The organism is Leptolyngbya sp. FACHB-1624 (assembly GCF_047649235.1).
GTDB classification, from domain to species: domain Bacteria; phylum Cyanobacteriota; class Cyanobacteriia; order Leptolyngbyales; family Leptolyngbyaceae; genus Leptolyngbya; species Leptolyngbya boryana.
Genome location: NZ_CP180258.1, coordinates 5,208,813 through 5,234,658, shown reverse-complemented (window position 1 = coordinate 5,234,658; position 25,846 = coordinate 5,208,813). Strand labels below are relative to the sequence as shown.

Here is a 25,846-nt window from a genome sequence, read left to right as displayed (position 1 = left end):
ATCTCTGCCAAACTCTTTAATTTTTTGATCATGCTTGAGTTCATTCGCTCCGATCTGGCTGAATTTGCGGCATATAACACGCAGCATACAGATAATTCACATCTGGATCATCCCGATCGCTTAGATGTGAATGAAAATCCATACGACCTCCCGGATGAACTCAAGCAAAAATTAGCCTGGACTTGGCAAAATGAAATCGAGTCCAATCGATATCCAGATGGCGGATATTTAGCGCTGAAAGATGCGATCGCGCAATACGCTGGAACGCAATTCACCAACTCAAATATTTCAGTGGGCAACGGCTCAGATGAATTGATTCGCTCGATTCTGATGTGTACTTGTTTGAATGGCGAAGGGTCGATTCTCGTTGCCAATCCAACGTTCTCCATGTATGGAATTTTGGCGAAGACTTTGGGAATTCCAGTGGTGAGTGTGGATCGTTCTTCTGAGAATTTTGAGATTGATTTGCAAGCTGCTCAGAATGCGATCGATACTCAAGCGATTCGTGTTGTTTTTGTTGTTCATCCGAATTCGCCGACAGGAAATGCGCTGACTTCTGCCGAAATTGCTTGGTTAAAAAGTCTGCCGCAAAACATTCTAGTTGTGATTGATGAGGCTTATTTTGAATTTAGCCAGACGACTTTGGCGGATCAATTGCTGGAACACCCGAATTGGATCATTTTGAGAACGTTTTCTAAAGCATTTCGATTAGCAGCGCATCGGGTTGGATATGCGATCGCGCATCCTGAAATGATTGAAGCATTGGAAAAAATGCGCTTGCCGTTTAATTTACCAAGTTTCTCGATCGCTGCGGCGCGGTTGGCTTTGGCAGAACGGGATTCGCTTTTAGCAGTTGTGTCAGAGATTTTAGAACAAAGAGCGATCGTTTATCAAAAACTCGAACAACTGCCAAATCTGCAACTTTGGCAGAGTGCAGCAAACTTTATTTACGCGCGATCGAGTCATGATTTAGAGCAATTAACTGAACAATTGAGACAGCAAGGAACGATTATTCGGCATACAGGTGGCGGATTGCGGATTACGATTGGAACACCGGATGAAAATGTACGAATGTTCGATCGACTCAAGAATGCTCTGACCTAGCTCAATTTCTATGCGAGTCATTAGTCGAAGCACCCTGAGAAAGTTTTGGGAGAAACACGCGAATGCTCAGACCAGTTTGCTAACTTGGTATGAGCGTGTGGTGTCGAACTCGTTTGATACCTTTGTTCAAGTCAGAGAGGTGTTTCCTTCTGCGGATTTAGTCGGAAATTTTATCGTTTTTAATATTGGCGGTAACAATTATTGATTAATCACGTACTTGGATTATCGGTTTCAGATCATTTTTATTCGAGCAGTTCTGACTTGCAGAATACGACAAGGAGGATTGGAAAAATGACGACTGGTTTGAAGATGCCGAGTAGTTATTATATGCAATTGATTAATGGGTTTCCTCCTCGTCCGATTACTGATGATGCGGAACTATTAGCAACGCAAGCTCGGATTAATGCGATTCTGGATCGCAGTCCTTTGACGCAGGATGATCAGGATTATCTCAAGGTTTTAGGAACGCTCGTTTATGAGTATGAGGAAAGGACGGAAGTTTTTCCAAGGCTGACGGGACTTGCATTGCTTAGGTCACTGATGACGGAGATGAATTTGCTGCCTCAAGATCTAGTGCCGATTTTGGAAGATGCATCGATCGTAGATGGGATTTTAAGCGGTGCAGTTCAACCCTCGAAGCTTCAAGTGCAACAGTTAGCGACGTTCTTTCGGGTGTCTCCACAGTCTCTAGAAATGCGATCGCGAGTGTAAGAAATGCGATCGCGCTTTGTTTCAGATGCGATCGCTTTGTGGCGTGAAGCGATCGTTCCATTAAAAACAGCAAATGAGTGAAAAAGTAACGAAATTCAGCAGTCTCGATTGCAAGTTTGCCTACGTCCTAGATAATAGGTCTGGTGACTTGCGCCTCTTGTATTGCTTATGAAGTTCCGTTCTTTTCAAAACCTTGTTTTTGCGATCGCTGGCGTTCTCTTAGTGATTGGAGTCGTTAGCTTTGTCTGGATTTTTGCTCAAAGTCCACTTGGCTTATTCCAAGGCAGTCGGTGCATTCAGCCGACTGCGGCGATGTTTGTTCCGAAACAAGCTCCAGTGCTGGCATCGCTCTTGGTGAATCCAGATCAGTTAGAAACATTGCGTCAATTGTCCGCAAAACCAGGAGATCGAGCTGCAACACGCGCCGAATTTGAACAATTCAAACAAGGAGTTTTAGGAAGTTCGGAACTGAACTACAAGCGAGATGTGCAGCCCTGGTTAGGCAATGAAGTGACGGCTGCAATTACAACGTTAGATATCGATCGCGATGAGACAAACGGCAAAGAAGCTGGATATTTACTGGCTTTAGCGACGAAAGATACTGAGCGATCGAGAGAATTTCTGCAACTGTTTTGGCAGAAACGGGCAATTGCTGGAACTGAATTAGTATTCGATGCGTATCAAGGCACAAAAATTATTTACGGCAAGATTGAATCAGAGTCGGTTCCCATAACGGTTGCAAGTGCGGTTGTGGGTCGCCAGTATGTCTTGTTTGCCAATAGTCCGAAAGTGCTGCGGGATGCGATTAATAATGTGCAAGCTGCGGAATTGAATTTAGAAAATTCGAGTCAGTATCAAGCAGCGATCGCGGCGCTCGATCGAGGACGAATTGGAGTTGTGTTTGCAAATTTGCCTGAACTTGCAAAGCTCAACGGTAAAGAACCTCCAACTGCTTCCACGGCTGCAATTTCGCTAAGTTTGGATCGCAAAGGATTAGTTGCAGAAACCGCGATCGTGCGAGATGGTGAAACATCCAAATTAAGCGACAAAGCAGTTGGCGCATTGAATTACATTCCTGCGATCGCTTCAATTTCGGCTTCGGGGATCAATCTCAATCAATTATGGTCAGGGCTTTCAAGCGAGAGCAGTTTGGCAAAGTTGGTTAATTCTCCAATTGATACCTTGGGTCAGCGATGGAACCTCAATTTACCGAAAGATATTTTTAGTTGGGTAACTGGAGAGTATGCGCTGGCTTTGATTCCGGATTCTGATTGGGTGTTTGTGGCAGAGAAGACAGAAGGAGCAGAAAGCGCGATCGCGCATTTAGACGAATTAGCCAAAGCTCAAAGAATCAGTACAGGTACGATTGATGTTGGCAATCAGTCGGTTTCAGTTTGGACGAAATTCTCGTCGGGTGCGGCAACGAAGAAAATTGAAGCAGATGTAGTTGGAGTACACACTACGATCGGGAAATACGAAATTTTCGCAACCTCCATTGATGCGATGAATGCGGTCTTGACGGCGCAGAACAATACACTCGCCAATAGTCAAGAATTCACAAATGCGATCGCTGGATTACAAAAAACGAACACGGGTTATCTCTATATTGATTGGGATGCAGCACAGCCGATTTTAGAGAAGCAATTGCCGATTTTGAAAATTGCTGAATTAGCAGGTGGATCGATTTTTGAGCACTTGAAATCACTGACGATTAGTAACTATGGCAATCGATCGGGTATTCAACGCGGCGGTGTTTTCGTGCAATTAAGTTGAAGCAGCCTTGGAGATAAAAATAAGGGTGTCGGCTCAAAGAAAAGCTCGACACCCTTATTTTTTCAATCATTCTTGCGTTCTAGTTCATCATTCCGCTGAAGAACTCGATCGTGCTTTTCAACGCTTCAATAAACTGATCAATCTCTTCGTGAGTATTGTAAAAATACAAGCTAGCTCGCGCTGATCCAGGAGCATTCAACAATCGATGCAAAGGCTGTGTGCAATGATGCCCGGATCGAATCGCAATGCCTTCGTGATCGAGCAGAGTCGAAAGGTCATGAGGATGCAATTCTCCAGCCGTAAAGGATGCTAAAGCCGCTCTTCCTCTGCCTTGTGCATCTGGCTTAGTTCCATAAATCCGCAGATTCGGAATCTCAGCCAACCGCTGGAATAGATGCGCTGTTAACTCTTCTTCGTAAGCATGAATCTTATCCATGCCAATGTTCGTTAAATAATCAACGGCTGCACCTAACGCGATCGCTTCTGCAATCGCCGGAGTTCCCGCCTCAAACTTATGAGGCAAATCTGCATAAGTCGAATGATCCAAGTACACATCTGCAATCATTTCGCCGCCGCCGAAGAACGGAGGCATCGAACGCAGAACGTCTAACTTGCCATACAGAAATCCAATTCCAGTCGGCGCACACATCTTATGACCGGATGCTACGAGCCAATCACAATCGATCGCCTGCACGTCAACTTGCATATGCGGCACAGCCTGACAGGCATCAATTAAAACTCTCGCCCCAACTTTGTGAGCTTCTGCACAAATCTCATGAACCGGATTAATGCATCCCAAAGTATTCGAGACATACACCACTGAAACCAGCTTAGTCTTCTCAGACAGCAAGGATTTGAAATGCTCAAAATCAAAGCCTTCTTCTTCATTCAGTTGGACATGCTTAATCACAGCACCTGTTCTCGCAGCAATAAGTTGCCAAGGCACAAGGTTACTATGATGCTCCATCACCGTCAGAATGATTTCATCGCCTGCCTGCAAGTTATTCAAGCCCCAAGCATACGCCACGATATTGATTGCTTCACTTGCATTGCGCGTGTAAACAATCTCTTGCCGGGATGCTGCATTCACAAACGCTGCTACCTTATCGCGTGCGCCTTCATAAGCATCAGTCGCTCTCGCACTCAGCGTATGTGCGCCACGATGAACATTTGCATTGTCATGCTCGTAGTAATGATGCAACGCATCGAGAACCGCGATCGGCTTTTGTGAAGTCGCGGCATTGTCGAGATAGACTAACGGCTTATCATGAACACGCTCATTTAAAATCGGAAAGTCCGATCGCACTTGAGCAGCGAGGGTTTTTTCTTGCAGGAAAGTCATGGTTAGGTGTGTTGGGAACGAATAAACGTAGCGAGTCGATCGCGTAAAGACTCAACGGGAATTTGATCAATCACCTCAATGGCAAAGGCATAGGTCAACAATTTCCGAGCCGATTCGTGATCAATGCCTCGACTCTGAAGGTAAAAGACTTCATCTTCTTCGAGTTGGCTGACAGTCGCACCATGAGCGCATTTCACGTTATCTGCAATAATTTCTAGCTGTGGCTTCGTATCAACTCGTGCTTTCGGAGAGAGCAATAAATTACGGCTAAGTTGTCTCGCATCGGTCTGCTGAGCAGCTTGAGGAACGAAGACCTTGCCATTGAAAACAGCATGAGCGCGATCGCTAACAATCGTCTTATTCACCTGATTTCCGATTCCATACGGTCTGCTCAGAGAAAGCAAGCTGTGTGTATCTCCAACGCGATCGCCATCCAGCACAGTCAAGCCATTCAACGTTGTCTCAGTCTGCTCCCCGGTCTGGTAAATCTCTAGATTATGTCGAGACACCTTGCCGCCGAAGTGAACTGCGGTACAGGAATAGCGAGAATCTCTTGCCTGAGAAACAGCCGTTTTGCCAATGTGAAACGCAGCATTGCTGTCTCGCTGAACTCTAGTATGGCGAATTTCTGCGTTTTCCGCGATCGCGATTTCCGTAACGGTATTGGTGAAGTATGCACCCTCGGTTAAGGTGACAAAATCTTCAACCACTGTTGCTCGACTGCCCGTTTCAGCGACGACTAAGCATCTTGGGTATTGAGCCGTTTCGCTTTGAGTTGAAACATAGAGGATGTGAATCGGCGCTTCAACGTCTTGATTTTTCGGAATAAACGCGATCGCGCTATCACTCAAATTTGCTGTATTTAATGCAGTGAAAACTTCCTCTCCACCGGGCAATTTTGCCAGATGAGTTTTGATATCTGGAATGAATTCTGCAACGTTTGCAAAGTTGCTCACGACAACGCCATCTGGCAAGTCGTCTATCGCAGAAAGATCAGGAGCAAAAGCACCATCGACAAAGACTAAGCGCGAATTCACGGCTTCTTTCAACAGAAACGATTCAATTTGCGGATAGCCTAAGCTTGCAGGTTCAGCAGATTTTAAGCTGAGAGAAAGTAACCCAGATAAATCTGTGAATCGCCATTCTTCATCACGAGTCGAGGGAATTGCTCGATCGTGAACAATCACAGCAGCGCGATCGCGGATGTCCTGCAATTCGGGTGCAAGATTCGATCGCAGTTTGAGCAAATTGGCGAGATATTCAGCCCGATCAACTTTCGGGACTGTCCCTAAATTTCCAACTTCGGGAACGGTTGAGACTTCAATCATCATGCACCTACCGCTTCACCTTCTACAACCCAGTCGTATCCTCTTTCTTCAAGCTCTAGCGCTAATTCTTTTCCGCCGCTTGTGAGAATCCGCCCATCTGCCATCACATGGACAAAATCAGGTGTGATGTAGTTCAGTAACCGCTGATAGTGCGTAATCATTAGCACTGCATTCTCTGAAGTCTTAAGAGCATTGACACCCTGCGAAACGACTTTCAACGCATCGATATCCAATCCAGAGTCAATCTCATCCAAAATGCCTAACTTCGGCTCTAACAAAGCCATCTGTAAGATTTCATTTCGCTTTTTCTCCCCGCCTGAGAATCCTTCGTTGACACTGCGAGTGAGAAAGCCTGCATCCATTTTTAATAGCTCAAGCTTAGAATGCACGATATCGTCAAAGTCAAATGCATCTAGCTCTTCTAAGCCTTCTTGTTTGCGCTTTGCATTGTAAGACACTCGCAAGAAATCCACATTCGTTACGCCTGGAATTTCAAGCGGATACTGAAACGCGAGAAATACGCCAGAATTTGCGCGTTCGTGAGGTTCAAGCTCGAATAAATCTTTTCCTCGAAACAGAACTTCTCCACCCGTTACGGTATAAGCGGGATGTCCTGCCAAAATTTTAGAAAACGTACTTTTCCCCGATCCATTCGGGCCCATAATCGCGTGAGTCTCACCAGCTTTAATTTCGAGATTCATTCCTTTTAAAATCGGAGTCCCATCAATCTCAGCCGTGAGATTTTTAACCGACAGAATCACTTCACCATTTTCAACAATCATTCGCTCCCTCCTAACTGTGCCCTATGCCAATTAATATTCGGCGCGATCAGGAGCTTCAAAACTTGACTAACCTCGATCGCTAAAGTTCAGCAGAGCAAGGGTGTCCCACTCTGCTGAATCGATTTTCTTAACCCACGCTACCTTCTAGCTTGAGGCTGAGCAGCTTATCTGCTTCGACTGCAAACTCCATCGGCAATTGGTTAAAGACATCCTGACAAAAGCCGCTAATCATCATTGAAATTGCGTCTTCTGGAGAAATGCCGCGCTGAGCAAAGTAAAACAACTGGTCTTCGCCAATCTTAGAAGTCGAGGCTTCGTGTTCGACTTTGCCCTGATTATTCTGCACCTGGATGTAAGGGAAGGTATTCGCCTGAGCGCGATCGCCAATCAGCATCGAATCACACTGCGAATAGTTCCGCGCTCCAGTTGCTTTCGGTGAAATTTTCACCAAACCGCGATAGCTATTCTTCGACTGACCCGCCGAAATCCCTTTCGAGATGATCGTGCTGCGAGTATTCTTGCCGATGTGAATCATTTTCGTACCCGTGTCAGCTTGCTGATGATTGTTCGTCAAAGCAACCGAGTAGAATTCACCGACAGAATTATCGCCGACTAAAACACAACTTGGATACTTCCAAGTAATCGCAGAACCCGTCTCCACCTGTGTCCAAGAAATCTTAGAATTCTTCCCTTGGCACAATCCGCGCTTGGTCACGAAATTATAGATTCCGCCTTTCCCGTCTGCGTCTCCTGCATACCAGTTCTGAACGGTCGAATACTTAATATCCGCATCGTCCAGCGCCACTAATTCGACGACTGCTGCATGAAGCTGATTCGAGTCATACATCGGTGCAGTACAGCCTTCGAGATAGCTGACTTGTGCGCTTTCTTCCGCCACAATCAAAGTGCGCTCAAACTGTCCCGAATCGCCATTATTGATGCGGAAGTAGGTCGAAAGCTCCATCGGACATTTCACGCCTTTCGGAATGAAGACGAATGAGCCATCACTGAACACCGCCGAATTCAATGCAGCAAAGTAGTTATCGCCAACGGGGACGACGCTACCCAGATATTTTTTCACCAGCTCTGGATGTTCCCGCACTGCTTCTGAAATCGAGCAGAAGATCACACCATCTTTCGCCAGCTTCTCTTTAAAAGTCGTTGCGACAGAGACACTATCAAAAATCGCATCGACTGCCACATTACTGAGCCGTTTTTGCTCCGAGAGTGGAATTCCAAGCTTCTCAAACGTCTCCAGCAATTCAGGGTCAACCTCATCGAGGCTTTTCTTCTTCTCGCTGACTTTTGGAGCCGAGTAGTAAATGATGTTTTGATAATCGATCGCGGGATATCCCACCGCCGCCCAATCTGGCTCGGTCATTTTCAACCATTGCCGATAGGCGCGCAACCGGAAGTCCAGCATCCATTCCGGCTCTTCTTTCTTCGCAGAAATCAAACGAACTACATCTTCGCTCAATCCACGTGGAATTGTGTCGGATTCGATGTTGGTGACGAATCCGTATTTGTAGGGTTGGTTAACGAGCGTTTGAACAGTTGCACTCATGGTTGAATTTATCGATCGTGTTCTCTGAATCGGATCTTTTTAAGGAGGGACGAAACCGCCCCTGGGTGCGACCTAGATGTTACTCGTAGCTTTACGAATCTCATCAAAGGTAATGTCTTGCTTCTCGCCGGCAAAATCGTTTTCGGGCGTAAGGAACAACATACAGTGACACTCTTTGCGTTCTCGCATCGGGACACAGGGGCAATTCCAGTACGCCGCCGCGACTTCTGCTTCTTTGTCTTCGTAGTGACGACAGGGGCAGAGCGGAGATCCTAAGTCTTCTTTATGCTTCGCGAGTCCTTCGATCACAACGGCGGTTACGCCCGGATCGATACAGAAATACGTGCCTGTGCGCTTCGCATATTGCTCGGAAAAGTGGCGCATCGCTTCAAGGTTTTTGTCTGATGCTTGTGTAGCTTGAGGGTCAGTGTTCATGAGTCAGATCAGCAGTACATTTAGAGGATCTTATTACTAAAACAACACCTGTGTTGCGTTGCGCGATCGAGAAAAGCGAGCCAGAACAGGACGAAGCAGTTTATAATTAAAACAACTTCCGTGTTGCTTAATCCTATTGTAGAGTACTTTAGCAACATTAGAGTTGTCAAAGTCGGTTAGGAATTGATGACTTGAGGCAGGAGATGACGACGATTCAGCAGCCTTCGACGAAACAAGATATCCTGCGTCACCTTTTGAAGCAGGGCGAATCGACCGCGCAAGATTTAGCAGAACAATTAAATTTAAAGCCCCAAGGAATTCGACGGCACTTAAATGAACTCGAAGCAGAAGGCTTAATTGTTCACAAAAAGATTCAGGCTGGAATGGGTCGCCCGAATTATGTGTACGAACTGAGCCGAGAAGGTCGATCGCAGTTTCCCGATCGCTATGACGAATTTGCCGTTTCTCTGCTGGGGACGTTGGCAGAGACGGTCACGAAAGATCAAATGAAATCGATCTTGCAGAAACAATGGGAACGTAAAGCGATCGAATATCGCGATCGACTCGGTTCTGGTTCTCTCGAAGAACGAGTGGCAAAATTAGTCGAACTGCGGGTCTCAGAAGGCTACATGGCAGAATGTCACACTGTTGAAACGGGTGGATTTATTCTGACTGAATATAACTGTGCGATCGCACAAATTGCCGAGTCGTTTCCGAGTGTATGCGGGCATGAGTTAGAGATGTTTGCGATCGCGCTTCCCGACTGTAAAGTTGAGCGAACTCACTGGCTTGTGAATGGTGAGCATCGCTGCGGATATTTGATTCAACTGAAAGGATAAGCAGATCGACTGCAAGATGCTGAGGTTCGTGAAGTTGAATTGCAGGTGTGAATGTGCCTCAAATTCTCAGGAGCAATCTAATCAGAGAGCAATATTTAGAGAAAGGATTAATTACGCTCGTCAAGGGGATGAACCATGAAAATCAAAGCAGTAATCTGGCAAGAAGATGATGTATGGTGTGCTTCTGTTCCAGCGTTACCAGGCTGTCACACTTGGGCAGAAAATCGTGAACAGTTAACTGAAATGCTACAAGATGCGATTCAAGGATGGTTAGAGGTAGCAAGTGAGCGAGAAGTACTTGAACCTGAGAAGCAATTAGTCGAGATTTCTGTATGAAATCTATTTCGGGGAAGATGCTTTGCAAGATTGTGGAGCGTCAAGGTTGGGTGTTGAAGCGAACGACAGGCAGTCACCACATTTATTCTAAGGAAGGAGTAGATGTGATTCTTTCAATTCCAGTTCACGGTAATCGAGATTTGCCCAAGGGGACACTGAGAAGTATTTTGAAAGATGCTGACCTGACCGAAAACGACTTAGAGTAATCCAACTTTTTATGCAACCAGATTCAGAATTTCTCACCCCAGAAGAATGTCTTGAAGTCGATAAAGCGCTTTTGACTTCAAGAGATAAGTTTTCTGCACGAGTTGCGATCTACTCACTGCGATCGCTGAAACAAATCGCTCAAGCTTCAGGTAAAACGATCGCGAACCTTGACTCGACTCAAATCGAAGATTGGATCTACCAGGATGAGAGCTTACAAGGTGGAATCGACAACGAATTTAAGAAATTCTTCTCCAAACTTGTGATTGCGTCGATTAATCCGTTGAATCAAGTTGCGGCAGCGAACGGAAGTCCGATCGAAGATCTGAACATTAAGCAAGTCGTTGCTTGGTTTGAGACGAAGGCTAAAGCGGAAATACAATCGAAGAATTAATCGTTGAGTTACGGACTGCACTATGCAAGAAATCGAAGTCACAGGCGAAATTAATGAACATGGAGAACTGCTCCTACTTCAGCCCCTGAATCTAAATAAACACACTAAAGTTCGGGTGCGGATTACCCTGCTCAATGAGGATTTCGATCCAGAAACTGATTCAAAAGAACAGATCCTCGCTGATTTGAAGGAGTCTCTTCATCAAGCGGAAGCAGGGCAAACCATCCCACTTTCAGAACTTTGGGACGGTATTGATGTCTGATTCTTTGGTACAAATCGAGTTCACTTTGCTATTTAAACGACGATTGAAAGGACTTGCAAAAAAGTATCGCCAGATTCAAACCGATCTTCAGCCTATTTTTGATCAGCTACTGTTAGGTAATGTGATCGGTGATCAAATTCCGGGCACAGCCTATACAGTTTACAAAGTCCGCGCCAGAAATAGCGACGCTCAATCCGGAAAAAGTGGAGGATATCGTCTGATTTATCAGGTTCTGACACCTACAGATATTGTGTTTCATCTGATTTATTCCAAATCTGAACAATCTACAGTCAGCGCTGATGAGATTCAAGACATGATTGCGGCTTATCAGAAAGAGCGTGAACAGAATTGAGTATGAAGCGATTAGTAGGTTTGAAGTGAAGGCTCAAAAAATGCGAGCAGCATTCTGAATTATGCTGTAGCGTACCGAAGAAATATTGTAATAAAGCTAATTTTGACCGCTATTGATACCAGTCATCTGAAGTTCCAAGTGCTGAGTAATTGATTGCGAAAGTGGTAAATTCTAAGTCGAATTGTTGACTATCGCCAATAGAAATCGATGTTCCAGAACTCTGAATAGATTTGTTGTCACTAAGAATTATGTTGAGTTGAGGACCTTTGATCTGTATGCCATGCTTTCCTATTGAGAGATTGTGACCATTAGCCAATCTCATCTTTAATTGGTCAAGAGAAATAACGTTGTCGTTAGGGCGAAAAGAGGCCTGGGCTACAATTTTGCGAGGTCCACTCTTCACAGTTAAAGTTGATCCCTCCATCGTGAAATCCCAGGAGCCATGATTAATGAGCACCTCGTTATCGCGAAATTGAAGAGTGCCTTTTCCGTAAGGATCATTGAAAGTACCAGTTAGAAGCCATTGTCCGTCTGCAGTTGCAGGTGCTTTCATGCCAAGAATTACATTACCGTTGATGGACAAGCCAACACTATTTCCGTGTAGCACATTACCCCCTACATTTAGGAATAGAAGGTCCTCGGTCAAGTGATGAGACCAGACTGCAGAGCGTCCTCGATTGTACGGATTGGTTCTTCTTTTTTTAATAGCTTGCACGCTGATACGACCAGAGGTTTTCTCCCTATGATGTGAAGAGCAGAGTAATGCAATCCCCTCTGCCTTATGCTCATGGGCATTCTCGTATGGAGGGTCAAAGTGTTCGTATTCATAAGGAAGCTTTCCACAGATTACGCAACCATTGCCGCATTCTTGTCGAACTAATCGCTTAACAGGTTTTGGAATCTCTTTCTCAAGCCCGTATCGATTTTTTGTCATAAAAGATACTGGTTTCTTGTATCAATGATCAGCTTGTTTCAAGACTAAAGTGTAGAAGTTCAGCAACTTCTTATTCCCAGTACGTTGGCAAACAACTCTGGGTCAAGAATAAAAACTCTTAAGGGCAAAAGCTGTTCATGTCTCCGAGAAAGAATTTTTAAATTGATTCTTCCTCGGAGCGCCTGTTATGTGGTTCAGCACATAGCGGTTATCTAGACAGATATTCTATTGACTAGGCTCGAATCCCTAGAACTGATACGTAGCCCAGTCTGGATTTCTTACATATTCCGTCATGTTATTAAACTTGCGGAATTCAGCTTGATGAATCCAAAACTCGTTCTCTGGATAATGATCCAGCCATTCCTGATGCAACTCATCAAAGGTCTGACTTAACTGATCGCGATCGAGATTTTCTGGCAGCTTGCCAAAATACCCCAACGTAATATGCGGCGTAAAGTAATACTGCTGCTCAATCCCAATCTCAATCAGATCCGGATTCTGATAAATTGCCCTGCGACACTTCAAAATCCGCTCATATCCCGCACTATCCGTCGTCGCCAAACAGACCGCGATCGCGCGAGCCATCACCATCAAGCCCACCACTTGAAATCGGATCGATTCCCCCGTGGAACTCAATTGCGACTGTCGAAAACTGCTCGCCACTCGATCGCGCAACCGATCATCAAAACCTGGCGTTTCTTTTGCATGAAGATACGCCTCATTCCAGATCAAATCCGCGATCGTCAGATGAAAACTCTCAGCCGGAATCGGCACAAACATATCTGCGCCCAATTTCTCCACAATTTGCGACTGATACTGTTTCAGGGACGCATAAATGCCGCGATTCTTGCCATCCTCCGACCCTGGAGGCGTAATCACCGTGTACCCTGGAAAAGCAGTAGGTTGCCAGCCCTGCCCCGGCACAAGCTGGAACTTCGGAGACTCTTGGATATGCTGCACCTGTGACTTATACGTTTCTGGTAAAGTCAGCCGCATCACCCGATTGAGGAAAGTTTGATAATTCTCGTCCAATGTGCGATCGCCTCGCGCCGTAAATCGATAAATTAGAAATCCATTCTTAAATCTAACGGTAAAGTGTCATCTCGCTGCGAGAGAAATAAGAACTTGGAATGCCAGGGATTAACTCTAGGACTAAGGGGAGACTAAATTCGGTATGGGGATTTACTTTTATTGGGGGGAAGATAGTTTCGCGATCGCTCAAGCCGTGAAAGCCCTGAAACAACAGACACTTGACCCCATGTGGGAAAGCTTTAACTTTGATAAATTTTCCCCGGAGCAAAGCGATGCGGTCGTTCAAGCCCTTAATCAAGCGATGACTCCCCCCTTCGGCACTGGAAATCGTCTTGTCTGGCTCTCTGAGACGACGCTAGCGCAACGATGCCCGGAAGATATGCTATCTGAACTCGATCGCACATTGACTGCTCTACCAGATACCACAACGCTGCTGCTGACAAGTTCCTCAAAACCAGACGGACGGCTCAAATCCACGAAACTTCTACAGACTCACGCCACGATTCAAGAATTCTCACTGATTCCGCCCTGGAAAACTGAATTAATTCGGACTCAAGTGCAGCGAGTGGCGCAGGAATTTGACCTCAAACTTACGTCAAAGGCGATCGATTACATCACTGAAGCAGTCGGCAATGATACGCGCCAGCTTTACAGCGAATTAGAGAAACTGAAAGTCTTTGCCGCTGATTCTAAGAAACCTTTAGATGAATCTGCGATCGCGCCTCTGATTACCGCCAGTACGCAAAGTTCTCTGCAACTGCTCGCTGCAATTCGGCAAGGGAAAACGGCTCAGGCATTAGAACTGGTGGCTGACTTGTTACGCCAAAATGAGCCTGCCTTGCGAATTGTCAGCACTCTCGTGGGGCAATTCCGGCTGAGATTGTGGATCAAGCTCATGATCGAATCAGGAGAACGCGACGATCGAGAAATTGCCAAAGCCGCAGAACTAGGCAACCCGAAACAGCTTTATTTTCTCAAACAAGAACTTCAATCTGCGTCACTTCAACAATTGCAACAGGTTCTCCCAATTTTGCTGGAGTTAGAATTTAGCCTAAAACGAGGTAGCGATGAGACGATCACGCTGCAAACAAAGGTGATTGAACTTTGTCAAATTTTCCAATTCAGAAAGTAATCGAAAATTTCTCACTTCTTTTCTGGTTCGCGGAACTTCTTGCAAGTAAAATAATTCAGATTATTTGTACCTCTCTTGTGTGCTACTTTGCCGGATGTCACACCGCCTTATGATGATGAATCGTGAACCCTCTTCTCTCTCTCAAATGCTGATCAAACGCTCTCTTGCAATCGGTGCCTTTTCGACGATCGCTGTTTTAGCAGGCTGGACACCGAATCTCTCCGCTCCAGTCGCAAAAATGTTTGATCAATCTGCTTTTGCACAGGAAACTGCCTTTACCCGGTACGTTCGGTCTGCGGTTGCGCTAGAACAACGCCGACTTGAACTTGAAAATCAACTGCGACAAGTCACAGGTGGCAGCGTGCCTAAAGGGGTGTGTCAAAATATTAATCAAGTGAATTCTGGTGCCCGTGATCAAGTGCGTGGGCTATGTCAGGAGTTTCGTCAAAGTTTTTATAAAATTCTTGCCAGCCAAAATCCTCAATTGAGTTTGGATGAATTCAACTCCTTCCAAAGTCAAGTCGGCAGTCGTGCAATGTGCGATCGAGTGGCTCAAGAAGCTCGACGCTTGAAAATTGGCGATATTAGCTGTGAAGGCACGAAGTAGTTTCACAAGCATTTCTTGATCAGGCTAAAAAATCGGGGCAGTTTTCACTACCCCGATTAGTCTATGAACAGAGTTTCAACAGACAGTCACAGTTGAAACACATAGCTTCTAGCTTGCCTAATCCTGTGAATGTCGATCGATCAACTCAGCGACGGCAGCCATTTCGGCTCTAGCACTGGCTCGTCTGCTGCATTTAACTGATTAGGCTTCAGCCTGCTTGATGAATGGCACGAGGTGAATCATGTAATCGCGTTTACCAAGGGGTACACCAGCCATACGAAGAATGTCATACGCTGTGACCAAATGGAAGTAAAAGTTTGGGATGAGAAATTCATTCACATAGGCGCTACCAGATAGCTCGATGTATAAGTTCTTGTCATAAATGCGTGTCATCTCATCTAGCTTTGTATCTTCAACGTTAATGCTCAAAAGAAGCTCATTCGTGTTTGCGATAAGTTCGTATGCTTGTGCAAGAGATGTGACATTTGGATCTAAATTATCCGCAGACTTACCATCACACCAGAGAGCAAAGTTGCGTGGCTGATTACAGGTGAAAGCAATCTGAGTCCCGAAGGGAAACATATCAGCCGCGATGCGTTGTTGAAGAAACGATTCGTCATCACAAAAATGAGCTTGAGCTGTTTTCAAGAGATGCTCAAGAGTTGCTAAGCGACTTTGAAAGAGGTTTTGAATTAAATCTATATTTTGCCGTTGCATGTTGTAATTTTTAAGACTTGTTCTGTAAATCCTAGCTGTAACTCAGATGGATTTCAGCCTAACAAGCTTATCTCATATAAAAAATCGGGGTAGTGAAAACTACCCCGATTAGTTTATGAACAGAGTCTCAGCTTACAGTTGAGGCACGTAGCGCTCTTTGTCAGGAACTGCCGTGTACTCAGCCACGATTTGACGGAATTCGTCACCATCGATCGTTTCTTTGTCCACGAGTAGATCAACCAATCGGTCAATTACTTCCCGGTTTTCGCGAATGATCTTGCGAGTGTCTTCTAAGCAATGTTCAACAATGGAACGGACTTGAGCATCAATTCGAGCCGCGATTTCTTCGGAATACTCCGATCGCGTCATCCAACCGCCACCCAAGAAAACCTCGCCTTGCTGACTTTCTAGCGACAGGGGACCTAAATCCGACATGCCATAGCGAGTGACCATCTGACGTGCCATGCTTGTGACTTGCTGAATGTCACCGCCTGCACCTGTCGTCACTTCAGCATCTCCAAAGATCACTTCTTCTGCTGCGCGTCCACCCAATGCGCCTTTAATTCGCGCCAAGATTTGAGCACGTGAGATCAATCCTTGATCTTCACTCGGCATAAACCAAGTTAGACCACGAGCCTGACCACGAGGAATTAAGGTTACTTTCTGAACGGGATCGTGCTCTTTCACCAAAGTGCCGACGATCGCATGTCCAACTTCGTGATATGCAATCAACCGTTTGCTCTTGCTGTCGGTTAGCGGTGTGCCTTCCATCCCTGCAACAACCCGGTCAACTGCATCATCAATCTCAGACATCGTAATCGCATCTTTGCGGCGACGTGCGGTGAGAATCGCAGCTTCGTTCAGCAAGTTGGCTAAGTCAGCCCCAGAGAAGCCAGGAGTCCGACGCGCGATCGCATCCAGTGAGACTTCTTCGGAAATCTTCTTGTTGCGAGCGTGAACATTGAGAACTTCTAAGCGACCTTTGATATCAGGGACATCGACGGTCACTTGGCGATCGAAACGACCGGGACGAAGCAAGGCGGAATCCAACACATCAGGACGGTTTGTTGCCGCAATGATGATGATGCCAGAGTTGCCCTCAAACCCGTCCATTTCAGTGAGAAGCTGGTTCAAGGTTTGCTCACGTTCGTCGTTACCGCCACCGATACCTGCTCCACGTTGACGACCCACTGCGTCAATTTCATCGATAAAGATGATACAAGGGGCGTTTTCTTTGGCTTTTTTGAACAGATCGCGAACTCGGGAAGCCCCGACACCCACGAACATTTCGACGAATTCAGAACCCGAAATCGAAAAGAATGGTGTACCCGCTTCGCCTGCGATCGCTTTTGCTAATAAAGTTTTCCCGGTTCCAGGAGGTCCGACGAGTAAGACTCCTTTGGGGATTTTCGCGCCGACTGCGGTAAAGCGTTCTGGCTTCTTCAAGAAAGTGACAACTTCTTGAAGTTCCTCTTTGGCTTCTTCGATGCCCGCAACATCATCAAACAAGACACCTGTTTTGGCTTCCATTTGGAACCGAGCGCGAGACTTGCCGAAGTTCATCGCTTGTCCAGGACCGCCCGGAACATTGCCAGAGCGACGGAACAAGAAGAACAATCCACCTAATAAGAGAATCGGGAAGACCAAGTTACCGAGTAAACCCCAGACTGCCCCATCGTTGCGAACTGGGTGCGAATCTAGGTTAATGTTCGAGGAACGTAAGCGTGTGATGAGTTGGGGAGTGTCGCCTGGAAGATCGACCCGTAACCGTTGTAGCCGATTGTCCAAGTCTGGATCGACGGCTTCGACGATCGCGGTACGACCGCCATCATATAAGTCAACGCTAGTAATTCGATTGGCATCCAAATACTCTAGGAATCGCCCGTAGGTCATGCGTGTACTAGCAGTATTTTTCCCAGTGTTGGGTGCGGCTGGAGCGATTGATCCTTGCCACAGGAAGAACCCAACGACTAGCGCGGGAATCGCCCATAGCAGGATGGTTCTCCAAGAAGATTTCATAAATTGGCAACCTCGTGATATGGCTACAACGGTAATTTTATCGATCGTGCTTCAAGTATGGGATTTTCCATACAGCTTGGGATTTAGCTTGAGAATGAGGCTCAGTTGCGTCCCAAGTACTATGACGGATTCTCTATCAAGTGATTAATGAGAAGAATCTTAACTAAATTTAACAGAAATTGTGAGATTCAGGCAATGAAGGTGGGAGATGGGGAGTGGGGGCAAGAAGCAATTTTCTCTTTATTCCCCCATTCCCCTATTCCCCCATTCCCCTATCCAGCATTCGCGATCGATAACGCTTGCTCAAAGCGAGATCGATCGAGTCCTTTCTGATTGAGTAACAGCCAGGATTGAACGAGGTCAGGACCTTGTAATGCTCCAGTTAGAGCGGCTCTGAGAGATTTCATCACGATGCCTTTTTTCAAGTTTTGCTCTTTGACCACTTGTTTGATGACATCTTGAGTTGCAGTCTCGGTGAGTTCAGCAGGCATGGCATCCAAAATGGCTTGGATAGCAGTTGCAGCGCCGTCTTGTTGCATTTGTGCCTTGGTATCGTCGGTGTAGTCCAACGATTGGAATAAGTAGCGGGTCATGTCGGCTGCTTCGTTTAATCGAGCAAGACTGGGTGCAACGAGCGCGGTAATCTGTTCGAGCCAAGCGCGATCGCGCTCTGCATCAAATTCATATCCTGCTGATTTCCAAACCGGAATTAATAAATTTGTTGCCTCAGAAACGGGCATGGCATGAATGTATTGCCCATTAATCCAGTTGAGTTTGTCCCAATCGAATTTTGCACCGGCTTTGTTGACGCGATCGAAGCTAAATTGCTCAGCCGCTTCAGCCAGGGTGAAAATTTCAGTCATCGGTTCAGGGGGCGACCAGCCGAGCAGGGTCATATAATTCGCGATCGCTTCTGCGGTGTATCCCATCTCTTTAAAGTCAGAAATTGAGGTCACGCCGTCCCGCTTGGAAAGTTTCGCGCCTGCTTGGTTGAGAATCAGCGGGGTATGTCCAAATTCAGGCAGAGTTGCGCCTAAAGCTTCATACAGCAGAATTTGCTTTGGAGTATTTCCGATATGATCTTCGCCTCGAATCACATGGCTGATGTTCATATCAATATCGTCAACCACCACTACAAAGTTATAGAGGGGTTGTCCGACTTCTTGACCTTCTGCTGCACGGGCAATCACCATGTCACCGCCTAGATCGCGACCTTTCCAAGTCACCGTGCCGCGCACGAGATCTGTCCAGGAAATTTCTCGATCGTCGTCGATTTTGAATCGAATCACAGGTTTGCGCCCTTCGGCTAGAAAAGCTGCTTCCTGTTCGGGGGTGAGATTGCGATGGCGATTGTCATAGCGCGGGGCTTCATTTCTCGCCTTTTGAGCTTCTCGCATCGCGTCGAGTTCTCCCGGCGTATCATAAGCGCGATACGCTAATCCTCGATCGAGCAACTGCTGAATCTTCTCGCGATAGAGATGCATCCGAGCCGTTTGATAAACGGGTTCTTCGTCCCACGTCAAACCGAGCCAGGTTAATCCCTCGAAAATATTTTGCGTGAATTCAGGTTTCGATCGCTCTAAATCAGTGTCTTCAATCCGTAGGATAAACTTGCCGCCATGATGGCGGGCAAATAGCCAATTAAATACCGCAGTTCTAGCCGTTCCGATGTGGAGATTGCCAGTAGGACTGGGTGCAATACGAACGCGAACGGTCATGAGTAAATCGCCCAGAGTTTTTTGTGCATTCTCCATTCTAACGGAGTGCAGCAACTCCAACGTCTAGGCGATTCAACGATTACTGCAAGAAGGCTTGAACGGTTCCATCCGGTTTGTACAACACTCGGAAAGTAGCTGAACCTCTTCCCTTGAGTGGAGAAACTAGATTCTCTCCAATTTTCGGAATTCCAGCGACATTCGCAAACTTTCTTGCAGTATCGTCTAATGGCTGTCTGTCTGTAATATTTCCGTTCTCATCCACAAAAATCACAAATTCAAAATTGCTCTTAAGATCGGCTGGCGGTTGCCAAGCCTTTTGTAGTCTCTGCTCTGCTTCCTTCGCTTGAGGAATCTGCACAGCGGCAGGAGGAGCAGCAGCACGAGACAGAGAGGAAGGTTGTGGCGCGCTCTCAGCAGATGGAGATGCTTCACGTGCAGCGCTTGCGATCGCGGCATCACCCGCATTTTCAGGAGGGGTTGGTGCTTCGTTAGGATCTCTCGATCGAGCAGCTTGGTTGCCAGTAGTATTTCCTTGGGCGGGCGATGGCTTAGTTTGGTCAGGAATCGAAGCTACTGGAACATCTTGTAGCGGAGGCGTTTGAATTTGGATTTGCTGTTGAGGAGGAGCTTCAACAGCGGGTTCTTGAGCAATTCTCAGTTGGGGCGGCTGACCAGGCTGTGCTGGGAGACTACCAGGATTTAGATTAGGAGCGGTTTGGGTTCCAGGAGAACCAGAAGGCAAGGGCACTGGGGAAGTGGGGAGCGCTCCAATCGTATTGGGTGCAGGAGTGCTTGGAAGGGGTTGTACTGGAAGGCGCTGATCGTTGCTGCTCGGAGATTGGGCGGTTTGGGGTGCAGGAGATGAGTCAAATAGAGGTCTAAAGGCTGCCATTACGCCAATGGCGACAATGAAACCTGCTGCGATCGTGCCCCATGCAGGAGCGACCTGCACCCAACTCGGTTTTTCAAGATTGGGAAGTGCAGTGACATCAGCAGAATATTCATCGAGTGCAGAGGCAAGATCTGCGAGTTGAACCGCACTTAATTGTAACGTTGATCCGGTTGATTCGTTGGCAAGCGTGCCTAAATGTAATTCGTGCGAGATCAATCCTTTAGGTTGCAGGTGAATTCCAGCCGAATTTTGCTCAGTTTCAGGCATGACAGCGGTGTTAGGTTCTGTCGCTGTTGCAGAGTCACGATTTCCAAATCGGCTGGACTGGCTGAGAAAATTTTGGACGTAGTGGCTGACCGCATTGCAAAGGGCTTCGAGCTGATTGCGATCGCCTCTAATGGTTGTCCACTGTTCTTCACTGACTCGTGGATCGTCAAAGCTGAGTTTGAAGCGCAGATGTTTGAGAACAGATTGACCCATCCAACGCGAAAGCGGCGAATCCTTCGCAGCGATTTCTAAAGTGCAGGTGGGCGGTGTGTAACGTCGAATCACAGAGTTGGATGAGGACATGAGTTCAAAGTTGAGCGCGTCAGGTCAGGTCGGGACAATTTAATTTGGAACCGTGGGCAATGAGCGATCGAGCAGGGTTAACCACAGGCGGCGTACACCTTGCGGATTGCCATAAAACAGCAGGTCAATCAGCAATTTTAACGCCAGATTGGTGAGTGAATCAGTCGAAGCTTTTTCGCCTTCTTCCATTCGCTCTTGATAGGTATTGTGAAATGCATCTAGATAGTTGCCTAGAAGGGCAGCTTGATGGGGTTCGCGATTCTGTTCGGTCAATTGTTCGAGAAGTGCAACAGCGCGCCGAATCAGCTCACTGTGCTGTTTTGCCAGATGACAGATGATTAGAGTTAAAGCGCGAGCTTCATCGACATCGAGCTTTTTGCGTCCGCCTTGTCCTTTACGTAAAGGACTCGATTGCCTCAACCGCCAAAGTGAGACACGATCGCTGATCATCGATTCGAGCTTCAAATCGGTCGCAGCTTGCAGCATGGCTTCCGAGGAGAGATTCGCGATCGCTTCGAGTGCCAGCAGAATGAGATCGAGTTGGGCTTTGATGTTGTCCAACTGATCGGGGCTTGGCTGGGCTGAGAGGTTAAGGTCTTCCCAATTTGAGGGAGAGGAGGCGGTTGGCTGCACGATCGATGTCATATATTCAGCGTATGGGAGAACTTTGACAGTGTGGAGGCGGTTTCAAGTCTTGAAACATGCGACTCGATCAAAATTCGTTTTGTTTCCCCGCCTAAATTCAATCACAGATTAGGCTGCGGAGGGTAGCGCAGGGGGAACTTCTATCGGGAGGTAGAGATTGTGGGGAGTGGGGAGTGGGGAGTCTTTAATCAAACAACGCTTCCCAATAAATTTCCCACTTCTGCTTGTTCATGCCGAAGGAGCCATTGTTTACGATCGACTCCTCCTGCATACCCTGTTAAAGCTCCATTGGCTGCGATGACTCGGTGGCAGGGAACGACGATCGCGATCGGATTTCGACCGTTCGCTGCACCGACCGCGCGAGATGCAGTAGGATTGCCAGTTTGTTTGGCTAATGTGCCATAAGAGATAGTCTGACCAAAGGGAATCTCTGTGAGCAATTGCCAAACTTGTTTTTGAAATGGGGTTCCTTGAGGCTCAAGTGGCAGATCAAACTGCTGGCGCTGATGTGCAAAGTATTCTGTCAGTTGTTCTTGAACTTGCACAAACAGATCGAGCGTTGATTCTTGCCAGTCTTCAGTTCGATTAGGGAAATATTTTTGTCCGTGCAGATGCAACCCGGTCAGCGATTGACCATTTGAAGTCAGCAGCACTTGACCTAAAGGACTTGTGAACCATTGGTAGTAAATCATTGCAATCGACTCCACAATCTCAGAAGTCGGAGTTTAGAACGCTCCGACTTCTCGGACATTACATCGATCGTAATACGTGGCTCAATCGTTCCACCATCTCATCGATATGATGTTTTTCCAGAATCAAGGGCGGGGACAGCGCAATAATGTCTCCGGTGGTTCTAATCAGCAAGCCTTGCTCAAAACAATTGACTAGCGCATTGTAAGCTCGAACTCCGGGTTGTCCTGGAATGGATTCCAACTCAATTCCTGCCACTAATCCTAAATTCCGCACATCAATCACATGCGGCACGCCTTTGAGCGAATGCATTGCTTCTTCCCAATATGAAGCAAGACTGGCAGCCCGATCGAATAACTGCTCCTCTTCATAAATATCCAGCGTCGCCATTGCTGCTGCACAGGCTAAGGGATGTCCTGAATAGGTATATCCATGAAATAGCTCGATCGCACTTTCCTGCCCATGCATAAACGCATCATAAATATACGATCGTGCAAACACAGCCCCCATCGGAACCGCAGCATTTGTAATGCCTTTTGCGACACAAACCAAATCTGGCATGACTCCAAAGTAATCAACCGCAAACGCTTTGCCCAAGCGCCCAAAGCCTGTGATCACTTCATCAAAGATCAAGAGAATGCCGTACTTGTCGCAGATCGATCGCAGTTTCTCTAAATACCCGACAGGTGGAATCAGCACACCAGTCGATCCAGCAACAGGCTCAACAATCACAGCCGCGATCGTGGATGGATCATGCAAGGTCACAATCCGCTCTAGCTCATCAGCTAAATGTGCCCCCCAAGTCGGCTGTCCTTTACTAAAGGCATTCTGTTTTAAATTATGCGTATGCGGAAGATGATCAACGCCTGGAAGTAAACTGCCAAAGAACTTACGATTTGGAGCAATTCCTCCCACGGAAACGCCCCCAAATCCGACTCCGTGATAGCCTCGCTCTCGTCCAATTAACCGAGTTCGGCTCGCCTCACCCCGCACCCGATGATACGCCAGCGCAATCTTCAGCGCAGTATCGACTGCCTCTGAGCCAGAATTTGCAAAAAACACATGATCCAAATCGCCGGGAAGCATTTTGGCTAAGCGATCGGCTAAGGCAAATGGACCAGGATGTCCCATCTGAAACGTGGGCGAAAAATCTAAAGTTGCGGCTTGCTGATGAATGGCATCGACAATGCGATCGCGGCAATGTCCTGCATTCACACACCACAGCCCCGCAGTTCCGTCTAAAACCTGCCGCCCATCGACTGTGGTGTAGTGCATATCTTTGGCAGATGCCATCAGACGAGGCTTAGCTTTGAACTGTCGATTTGCAGTAAAAGGCATCCAGAAAGCATCAAGGCTCTCTGGTAGAGAGATATCTAACATGGCTAAATTCTTTTAGGGAATGAACGATCGACATTCAGCGATAAGACAGGTTCTTGCTGAATGTCGATCGCGGAAGCTGAACGACAACGATCCGTTAACTGGCTGATTTTTTGCGAGTGGTCGTCTTCGTCGTTTTTGTGGACGTAGTTTTTGCTTTTGCTGCGGGTTTAGTTGCAGCTTTAGCAGGTTGCTTCGCAGGCGTTTTAGGAGCCGATTTGGTTGCTTTTGGGGCAGCTTTTTCGCGCTTGGGCTTCTCTTCAGAAGCTCCTGCTTCGCTGTCTAAAGCATCCGATCCGTTTTGCAAAGTTTCGGCTGTCATCGACAATGTTCTACGACGACGACCTTTTGTGCTACTTCCATCTTCTTTACGAGCAGAAGAGAGATAGTACTTCAACGTAGAAGGGCTAATCTCAACACCTTTCGAGGAAAGCATCTGCGAAACCTCGGTATAGGTATACCCACGATCGAGTGCCAAAATGATTTGATCTTTCAGCAGGCTAATGGCTTCTCTCAGTGACCAAATTTCTTTGGGCTTTTCAGGCAGATCCTTGAGCGCACTGGAAGCTCCGCTGATCGAATCTTTAGATACAAGTGTTGAGGTCGGCGATCTTCTTTTCGTTGCAACCATTGTGTTCTTCCTAATTCGTAAATGGGACACAAGTTTAGAGTTCAGATAAAATTTTTCAAGCATTCGATCGTGATCGAAGTGCTGATCGATCTGATGCTCTTCCGGGTCGGTTTGAAGTAGTAACAATCCTGTTATCACTATCGTCGTCAATTATAGAGACATTTTTGAATTTGGTAGCAAATCTTAAAAAACCTTGATCAAGCTGCAGTCATGCATCGTTTATATGTACGGATATATTATCGATTTCGGTTACGCCAACCACTCGATGATTGCACAAAGTAATGGCGCAAGCAGCAGTCCTGGCAGAAATGCAGCAATGCTTAATTCTGCGACCTCTAAAAGGTTTAAGCCAAGTCCCATCACGATTAATCCGCCGACTCCAGAGGTGAGTAAAACGGATGGATTTGTCGCTGGCTCAGATAGGGATTGCGCTAAAAAACTAGCGGCGATCGAGAGTCCGCCTTGATAAACCACGATCGGCAAGATCGAGAACGCGACTCCAATGCCATAGCTGCTGCTCAATGCGATCGAGGCTAAGCCATCCATTGCAGATTTGATCGAAAGGAGTGTATTGTCTCCTGACAAGCCATTGTTCAAACTCCCAATCATTGCCATCGGGCCAACGCAAAACAGTAAACTTGCCGCCACAAATCCTTCTGTAAAACTTCCGCCTCCTTGAAAGCGATGTTTCAACGCATCCCCGATCGTACGAAGTCGAGCATCAATGCGCCACCATTCACCGAGTAAACCGCCGATGACGATCGCAATTAACCCAATAATCACGCCATCGAAAATGCCAAGCTTGACCTTGAGCAAACTTCCTGCCATCGTTACACCGAGAAACAAAGTCAGCAATCCGAGCGCTTGAGTAATGATGCGCTGCATTCGGGTGGGCAGATTGCCTTTTAGCACAATGCCGAGTCCACTTCCAATGAGCACGGTTGCAACATTGATCCAAGTGCCGCTTGTTTTTACGAATACGCCAAGTGTTGCAGGATGAATGAGCCAGATCAGGGTTGTTAGCATTCGTCGTAGCGTTATCCTAACCGTAAAGATGATATTGCTCTCGCTCCCAGGAAAGAGCTATCGAATGATAACGTTTACCCATACGGGAGAGACATCTTTATTAAAGCTTTAGATATTCTTTCAGCAATCGCATCGGAAACGGTTGAAGAAGGCAGCAAGGTTGCAAGGTTGTATAGAGGTGAAGAACATGATCGCCGTGAAGTCAGTCCCAAAATTTAGCCCCGATCAATCCGTGCGGTTTATTGGTGGTGAAGGAAAGGTGAAAGAGTATCGAGCAGAAGCAGGAAACTGGTCGTACTTGGTTGAGATGGAATTGGGCGAGGAGCCTGAGATGGGTAGAATCGGCTACGAGACAATGATTCTGCTCTCCGAAACAGATTTGAATGCGCTTGAGGAGATTTGGAGTTAGTGCGTCAGAAAAGTTTACTGT

At 46.7% G+C, this 25,846-nt stretch carries 29 protein-coding genes; 13 read left to right on the top strand and 16 right to left on the bottom strand.

From position 1 onward, the window contains the following. The first annotated feature begins 30 nt into the window (after positions 1-30). From ACMUEV_RS24965 to ACMUEV_RS24950, 4 genes are all read left to right on the top strand, one after another. The gene (locus ACMUEV_RS24965) at positions 31-1,104 is read left to right on the top strand and encodes a histidinol-phosphate transaminase (protein WP_190647166.1); all 1,074 of its coding nucleotides are present in this window, start codon (positions 31-33) and stop codon (positions 1,102-1,104) included. 10 nt (positions 1,105-1,114) lie between these two features. Next, positions 1,115-1,309 (top strand): type II toxin-antitoxin system HigB family toxin, encoded by a 195-nt coding sequence (locus ACMUEV_RS24960; RefSeq protein WP_242044198.1) that lies wholly within the window; start codon positions 1,115-1,117, stop codon positions 1,307-1,309. A gap of 86 nt (positions 1,310-1,395) precedes the next feature. After that, a complete protein-coding gene (locus tag ACMUEV_RS24955) occupies positions 1,396-1,815 on the top strand; it encodes a helix-turn-helix domain-containing protein (protein WP_242044199.1) in 420 nt (139 codons plus the stop codon). Between the two features lie 168 nt (positions 1,816-1,983). Continuing rightward, positions 1,984-3,588 carry a DUF3352 domain-containing protein gene (locus ACMUEV_RS24950; RefSeq protein ID WP_190647167.1) on the top strand — a complete coding sequence of 535 codons (1,605 nt, stop codon included), beginning with the start codon at positions 1,984-1,986 and terminating at the stop codon, positions 3,586-3,588. A gap of 79 nt (positions 3,589-3,667) precedes the next feature. On the opposite strand, the gene ACMUEV_RS24945 is transcribed toward ACMUEV_RS24950, so the two are convergent. From ACMUEV_RS24945 to ACMUEV_RS24925, 5 genes are all read right to left on the bottom strand, one after another. Further along, positions 3,668-4,930 (bottom strand): SufS family cysteine desulfurase, encoded by a 1,263-nt coding sequence (locus tag ACMUEV_RS24945; protein ID WP_190647168.1) that lies wholly within the window; start codon positions 4,928-4,930, stop codon positions 3,668-3,670. 2 nt (positions 4,931-4,932) lie between these two features. Continuing rightward, the gene (sufD, locus tag ACMUEV_RS24940) at positions 4,933-6,261 is read right to left on the bottom strand and encodes a Fe-S cluster assembly protein SufD (RefSeq protein WP_190647169.1); all 1,329 of its coding nucleotides are present in this window, start codon (positions 6,259-6,261) and stop codon (positions 4,933-4,935) included. Continuing rightward, complete coding sequence (gene sufC / locus ACMUEV_RS24935) at positions 6,258-7,040, bottom strand: Fe-S cluster assembly ATPase SufC (RefSeq protein WP_017286399.1); 783 nt, start codon at positions 7,038-7,040, stop codon at positions 6,258-6,260. Before sufC ends, sufD begins: the two co-directional genes overlap by 4 nt. A gap of 127 nt (positions 7,041-7,167) precedes the next feature. Beyond that, the gene (gene sufB / locus ACMUEV_RS24930) at positions 7,168-8,604 is read right to left on the bottom strand and encodes a Fe-S cluster assembly protein SufB (protein ID WP_017286400.1); all 1,437 of its coding nucleotides are present in this window, start codon (positions 8,602-8,604) and stop codon (positions 7,168-7,170) included. Between the two features lie 72 nt (positions 8,605-8,676). Further along, on the bottom strand, positions 8,677-9,039 hold the full coding sequence (locus tag ACMUEV_RS24925) for a ferredoxin thioredoxin reductase catalytic beta subunit (protein ID WP_017286401.1): 363 nt from the start codon (positions 9,037-9,039) through the stop codon (positions 8,677-8,679). Positions 9,040-9,242: 203 nt separating this feature from the next. Between ACMUEV_RS24925 and sufR the strand changes: the two genes are divergently transcribed. From sufR to ACMUEV_RS24895, 6 genes are all read left to right on the top strand, one after another. Next, entirely contained in the window at positions 9,243-9,878 is a 636-nt protein-coding gene (gene sufR, locus ACMUEV_RS24920) for an iron-sulfur cluster biosynthesis transcriptional regulator SufR (protein WP_017286402.1), read from the top strand. Between the two features lie 135 nt (positions 9,879-10,013). Beyond that, complete coding sequence (locus ACMUEV_RS24915) at positions 10,014-10,214, top strand: type II toxin-antitoxin system HicB family antitoxin (protein ID WP_017286403.1); 201 nt, start codon at positions 10,014-10,016, stop codon at positions 10,212-10,214. Further along, positions 10,211-10,420 carry a type II toxin-antitoxin system HicA family toxin gene (locus ACMUEV_RS24910; protein ID WP_017286404.1) on the top strand — a complete coding sequence of 70 codons (210 nt, stop codon included), beginning with the start codon at positions 10,211-10,213 and terminating at the stop codon, positions 10,418-10,420. Before ACMUEV_RS24915 ends, ACMUEV_RS24910 begins: the two co-directional genes overlap by 4 nt. An 11-nt stretch (positions 10,421-10,431) precedes the next feature. Continuing rightward, the gene (locus ACMUEV_RS24905) at positions 10,432-10,812 is read left to right on the top strand and encodes a hypothetical protein (RefSeq protein WP_190647170.1); all 381 of its coding nucleotides are present in this window, start codon (positions 10,432-10,434) and stop codon (positions 10,810-10,812) included. Positions 10,813-10,834: 22 nt separating this feature from the next. Beyond that, complete coding sequence (locus ACMUEV_RS24900) at positions 10,835-11,074, top strand: hypothetical protein (RefSeq protein ID WP_190647171.1); 240 nt, start codon at positions 10,835-10,837, stop codon at positions 11,072-11,074. Then, positions 11,067-11,426: a type II toxin-antitoxin system RelE/ParE family toxin gene (locus ACMUEV_RS24895; protein ID WP_190647172.1), complete on the top strand. Its 360-nt coding sequence runs from the start codon at positions 11,067-11,069 to the stop codon at positions 11,424-11,426. The genes ACMUEV_RS24900 and ACMUEV_RS24895 overlap by 8 nt, the downstream gene beginning before the upstream one ends. Positions 11,427-11,535: 109 nt before the next feature. On the opposite strand, the gene ACMUEV_RS24890 is transcribed toward ACMUEV_RS24895, so the two are convergent. Together ACMUEV_RS24890 and ACMUEV_RS24885 are read right to left on the bottom strand one after the other, a co-directional pair. After that, positions 11,536-12,360: a hypothetical protein gene (locus ACMUEV_RS24890; protein WP_190647173.1), complete on the bottom strand. Its 825-nt coding sequence runs from the start codon at positions 12,358-12,360 to the stop codon at positions 11,536-11,538. Positions 12,361-12,606: 246 nt separating this feature from the next. Then, positions 12,607-13,392 carry a DUF1868 domain-containing protein gene (locus ACMUEV_RS24885; RefSeq protein ID WP_026148424.1) on the bottom strand — a complete coding sequence of 262 codons (786 nt, stop codon included), beginning with the start codon at positions 13,390-13,392 and terminating at the stop codon, positions 12,607-12,609. A gap of 142 nt (positions 13,393-13,534) precedes the next feature. On the opposite strand from ACMUEV_RS24885, the gene holA reads away from it, so the two are divergent. Both holA and ACMUEV_RS24875 read left to right on the top strand, forming a co-directional pair. Beyond that, positions 13,535-14,524, top strand: coding sequence for a DNA polymerase III subunit delta (gene holA, locus ACMUEV_RS24880; RefSeq protein ID WP_190647174.1), 990 nt, complete (start codon positions 13,535-13,537; stop codon positions 14,522-14,524). 94 nt (positions 14,525-14,618) lie between these two features. Then, on the top strand, positions 14,619-15,131 hold the full coding sequence (locus ACMUEV_RS24875) for a DUF4168 domain-containing protein (protein WP_144056143.1): 513 nt from the start codon (positions 14,619-14,621) through the stop codon (positions 15,129-15,131). 201 nt (positions 15,132-15,332) lie between these two features. Here ACMUEV_RS24875 and ACMUEV_RS24870 read toward each other — a convergent pair whose 3' ends face one another. The 9 genes from ACMUEV_RS24870 to ACMUEV_RS24830 form a co-directional block, all read right to left on the bottom strand. Further along, positions 15,333-15,848, bottom strand: coding sequence for a DUF1993 domain-containing protein (locus ACMUEV_RS24870; RefSeq protein ID WP_190647175.1), 516 nt, complete (start codon positions 15,846-15,848; stop codon positions 15,333-15,335). Positions 15,849-15,980: 132 nt separating this feature from the next. Then, on the bottom strand, positions 15,981-17,867 hold the full coding sequence (gene ftsH2, locus ACMUEV_RS24865) for an ATP-dependent zinc metalloprotease FtsH2 (protein WP_017286410.1): 1,887 nt from the start codon (positions 17,865-17,867) through the stop codon (positions 15,981-15,983). Between the two features lie 272 nt (positions 17,868-18,139). Then, complete coding sequence (gltX, locus tag ACMUEV_RS24860; protein ID WP_190647176.1) at positions 18,140-19,585, bottom strand: glutamate--tRNA ligase; 1,446 nt, start codon at positions 19,583-19,585, stop codon at positions 18,140-18,142. A 79-nt stretch (positions 19,586-19,664) separates the two neighbouring features. Further along, positions 19,665-21,047, bottom strand: a complete 1,383-nt coding sequence (locus ACMUEV_RS24855) for a DUF4335 domain-containing protein (RefSeq protein WP_190647177.1) — start codon at positions 21,045-21,047, stop codon at positions 19,665-19,667. A 39-nt stretch (positions 21,048-21,086) separates the two neighbouring features. Then, positions 21,087-21,692: a DUF3038 domain-containing protein gene (locus ACMUEV_RS24850; RefSeq protein WP_017286413.1), complete on the bottom strand. Its 606-nt coding sequence runs from the start codon at positions 21,690-21,692 to the stop codon at positions 21,087-21,089. Between the two features lie 188 nt (positions 21,693-21,880). Next, a complete protein-coding gene (locus ACMUEV_RS24845) occupies positions 21,881-22,384 on the bottom strand; it encodes a methylated-DNA--[protein]-cysteine S-methyltransferase (protein WP_036045338.1) in 504 nt (167 codons plus the stop codon). 58 nt (positions 22,385-22,442) lie between these two features. After that, on the bottom strand, positions 22,443-23,762 hold the full coding sequence (locus ACMUEV_RS24840; RefSeq protein WP_190647178.1) for an aspartate aminotransferase family protein: 1,320 nt from the start codon (positions 23,760-23,762) through the stop codon (positions 22,443-22,445). Positions 23,763-23,856: 94 nt separating this feature from the next. Beyond that, on the bottom strand, positions 23,857-24,390 hold the full coding sequence (locus tag ACMUEV_RS24835; protein ID WP_144056144.1) for a sigma-70 family RNA polymerase sigma factor: 534 nt from the start codon (positions 24,388-24,390) through the stop codon (positions 23,857-23,859). Between the two features lie 249 nt (positions 24,391-24,639). Beyond that, positions 24,640-25,416 carry a DUF554 domain-containing protein gene (locus ACMUEV_RS24830; protein WP_190647179.1) on the bottom strand — a complete coding sequence of 259 codons (777 nt, stop codon included), beginning with the start codon at positions 25,414-25,416 and terminating at the stop codon, positions 24,640-24,642. A gap of 187 nt (positions 25,417-25,603) precedes the next feature. On the opposite strand from ACMUEV_RS24830, the gene ACMUEV_RS24825 reads away from it, so the two are divergent. Beyond that, positions 25,604-25,825, top strand: coding sequence for a hypothetical protein (locus ACMUEV_RS24825; protein WP_017286418.1), 222 nt, complete (start codon positions 25,604-25,606; stop codon positions 25,823-25,825). Positions 25,826-25,846 lie beyond the last annotated feature (21 nt).

What these genes read in the sequence shown, in the direction of transcription:
- holA (WP_190647174.1), top strand. Translation starts at nt 13,535, where the DNA reads ATGGGGATTTACTTTTATTGGGGGGAAGATAGTTTCGCGATCGCTCAA.
- ACMUEV_RS24835 (WP_144056144.1), bottom strand. Translation starts at nt 24,390, where the DNA reads ATGGTTGCAACGAAAAGAAGATCGCCGACCTCAACACTTGTATCTAAA.
- gltX (WP_190647176.1), bottom strand. Translation starts at nt 19,585, where the DNA reads ATGACCGTTCGCGTTCGTATTGCACCCAGTCCTACTGGCAATCTCCAC.
- ACMUEV_RS24890 (WP_190647173.1), bottom strand. Translation starts at nt 12,360, where the DNA reads ATGACAAAAAATCGATACGGGCTTGAGAAAGAGATTCCAAAACCTGTT.
- ACMUEV_RS24915 (WP_017286403.1), top strand. Translation starts at nt 10,014, where the DNA reads ATGAAAATCAAAGCAGTAATCTGGCAAGAAGATGATGTATGGTGTGCT.
- ACMUEV_RS24875 (WP_144056143.1), top strand. Translation starts at nt 14,619, where the DNA reads ATGTCACACCGCCTTATGATGATGAATCGTGAACCCTCTTCTCTCTCT.
- ACMUEV_RS24960 (WP_242044198.1), top strand. Translation starts at nt 1,115, where the DNA reads ATGCGAGTCATTAGTCGAAGCACCCTGAGAAAGTTTTGGGAGAAACAC.
- ACMUEV_RS24945 (WP_190647168.1), bottom strand. Translation starts at nt 4,930, where the DNA reads ATGACTTTCCTGCAAGAAAAAACCCTCGCTGCTCAAGTGCGATCGGAC.
- ACMUEV_RS24925 (WP_017286401.1), bottom strand. Translation starts at nt 9,039, where the DNA reads ATGAACACTGACCCTCAAGCTACACAAGCATCAGACAAAAACCTTGAA.
- ACMUEV_RS24955 (WP_242044199.1), top strand. Translation starts at nt 1,396, where the DNA reads ATGACGACTGGTTTGAAGATGCCGAGTAGTTATTATATGCAATTGATT.
- ACMUEV_RS24850 (WP_017286413.1), bottom strand. Translation starts at nt 21,692, where the DNA reads ATGACATCGATCGTGCAGCCAACCGCCTCCTCTCCCTCAAATTGGGAA.
- sufR (WP_017286402.1), top strand. Translation starts at nt 9,243, where the DNA reads ATGACGACGATTCAGCAGCCTTCGACGAAACAAGATATCCTGCGTCAC.
- ACMUEV_RS24965 (WP_190647166.1), top strand. Translation starts at nt 31, where the DNA reads ATGCTTGAGTTCATTCGCTCCGATCTGGCTGAATTTGCGGCATATAAC.
- ACMUEV_RS24840 (WP_190647178.1), bottom strand. Translation starts at nt 23,762, where the DNA reads ATGTTAGATATCTCTCTACCAGAGAGCCTTGATGCTTTCTGGATGCCT.
- ACMUEV_RS24825 (WP_017286418.1), top strand. Translation starts at nt 25,604, where the DNA reads ATGATCGCCGTGAAGTCAGTCCCAAAATTTAGCCCCGATCAATCCGTG.
- ACMUEV_RS24895 (WP_190647172.1), top strand. Translation starts at nt 11,067, where the DNA reads ATGTCTGATTCTTTGGTACAAATCGAGTTCACTTTGCTATTTAAACGA.
- sufD (WP_190647169.1), bottom strand. Translation starts at nt 6,261, where the DNA reads ATGATGATTGAAGTCTCAACCGTTCCCGAAGTTGGAAATTTAGGGACA.
- ACMUEV_RS24855 (WP_190647177.1), bottom strand. Translation starts at nt 21,047, where the DNA reads ATGTCCTCATCCAACTCTGTGATTCGACGTTACACACCGCCCACCTGC.
- ACMUEV_RS24950 (WP_190647167.1), top strand. Translation starts at nt 1,984, where the DNA reads ATGAAGTTCCGTTCTTTTCAAAACCTTGTTTTTGCGATCGCTGGCGTT.
- ACMUEV_RS24830 (WP_190647179.1), bottom strand. Translation starts at nt 25,416, where the DNA reads ATGCTAACAACCCTGATCTGGCTCATTCATCCTGCAACACTTGGCGTA.
- sufC (WP_017286399.1), bottom strand. Translation starts at nt 7,040, where the DNA reads ATGATTGTTGAAAATGGTGAAGTGATTCTGTCGGTTAAAAATCTCACG.
- ACMUEV_RS24900 (WP_190647171.1), top strand. Translation starts at nt 10,835, where the DNA reads ATGCAAGAAATCGAAGTCACAGGCGAAATTAATGAACATGGAGAACTG.
- ftsH2 (WP_017286410.1), bottom strand. Translation starts at nt 17,867, where the DNA reads ATGAAATCTTCTTGGAGAACCATCCTGCTATGGGCGATTCCCGCGCTA.
- ACMUEV_RS24845 (WP_036045338.1), bottom strand. Translation starts at nt 22,384, where the DNA reads ATGATTTACTACCAATGGTTCACAAGTCCTTTAGGTCAAGTGCTGCTG.
- ACMUEV_RS24910 (WP_017286404.1), top strand. Translation starts at nt 10,211, where the DNA reads ATGAAATCTATTTCGGGGAAGATGCTTTGCAAGATTGTGGAGCGTCAA.
- ACMUEV_RS24870 (WP_190647175.1), bottom strand. Translation starts at nt 15,848, where the DNA reads ATGCAACGGCAAAATATAGATTTAATTCAAAACCTCTTTCAAAGTCGC.
- ACMUEV_RS24905 (WP_190647170.1), top strand. Translation starts at nt 10,432, where the DNA reads ATGCAACCAGATTCAGAATTTCTCACCCCAGAAGAATGTCTTGAAGTC.
- sufB (WP_017286400.1), bottom strand. Translation starts at nt 8,604, where the DNA reads ATGAGTGCAACTGTTCAAACGCTCGTTAACCAACCCTACAAATACGGA.